This is a genomic window from Psychrobacter sp. CAL346-MNA-CIBAN-0220 (assembly GCF_040309805.1).
GTDB lineage: Bacteria > Pseudomonadota > Gammaproteobacteria > Pseudomonadales > Moraxellaceae > Psychrobacter.
On record NZ_JBEOPF010000638.1, the window covers coordinates 1 to 243 of the forward strand.

The 243-nt window shown below is 46.1% G+C and carries 1 protein-coding gene; it reads left to right on the forward strand.

All coding sequences use genetic code 11. The annotated features are described in order from the left end of the window. A partial coding sequence (locus AAEY88_RS15130) for a class I SAM-dependent methyltransferase (protein ID WP_350563711.1) occupies positions 1 to 243 on the forward strand: 243 nt, incomplete at both ends.

Sequence of the window (243 nt, forward strand, 5' to 3'; positions counted from 1 at the left end):
GTATAACGAGGCACAGCAGCGGGTCGAAGCTGCCGGACTGTCTGATAAAATCACCCTTCTCAAGCAGGATTATCGTGAGCTGACTGGGCAGTATGACAAGCTGGTCAGTATTGAGATGATTGAAGCGGTCGGACATGAATTCTTGCCGACGTTTTTTGCCAAGTGTAATAGCTTGCTTAAGCCAACAGGGTTGATGGTGCTGCAAGCGATTACCTTTAATGATCAGAACTATCAAGACTATAT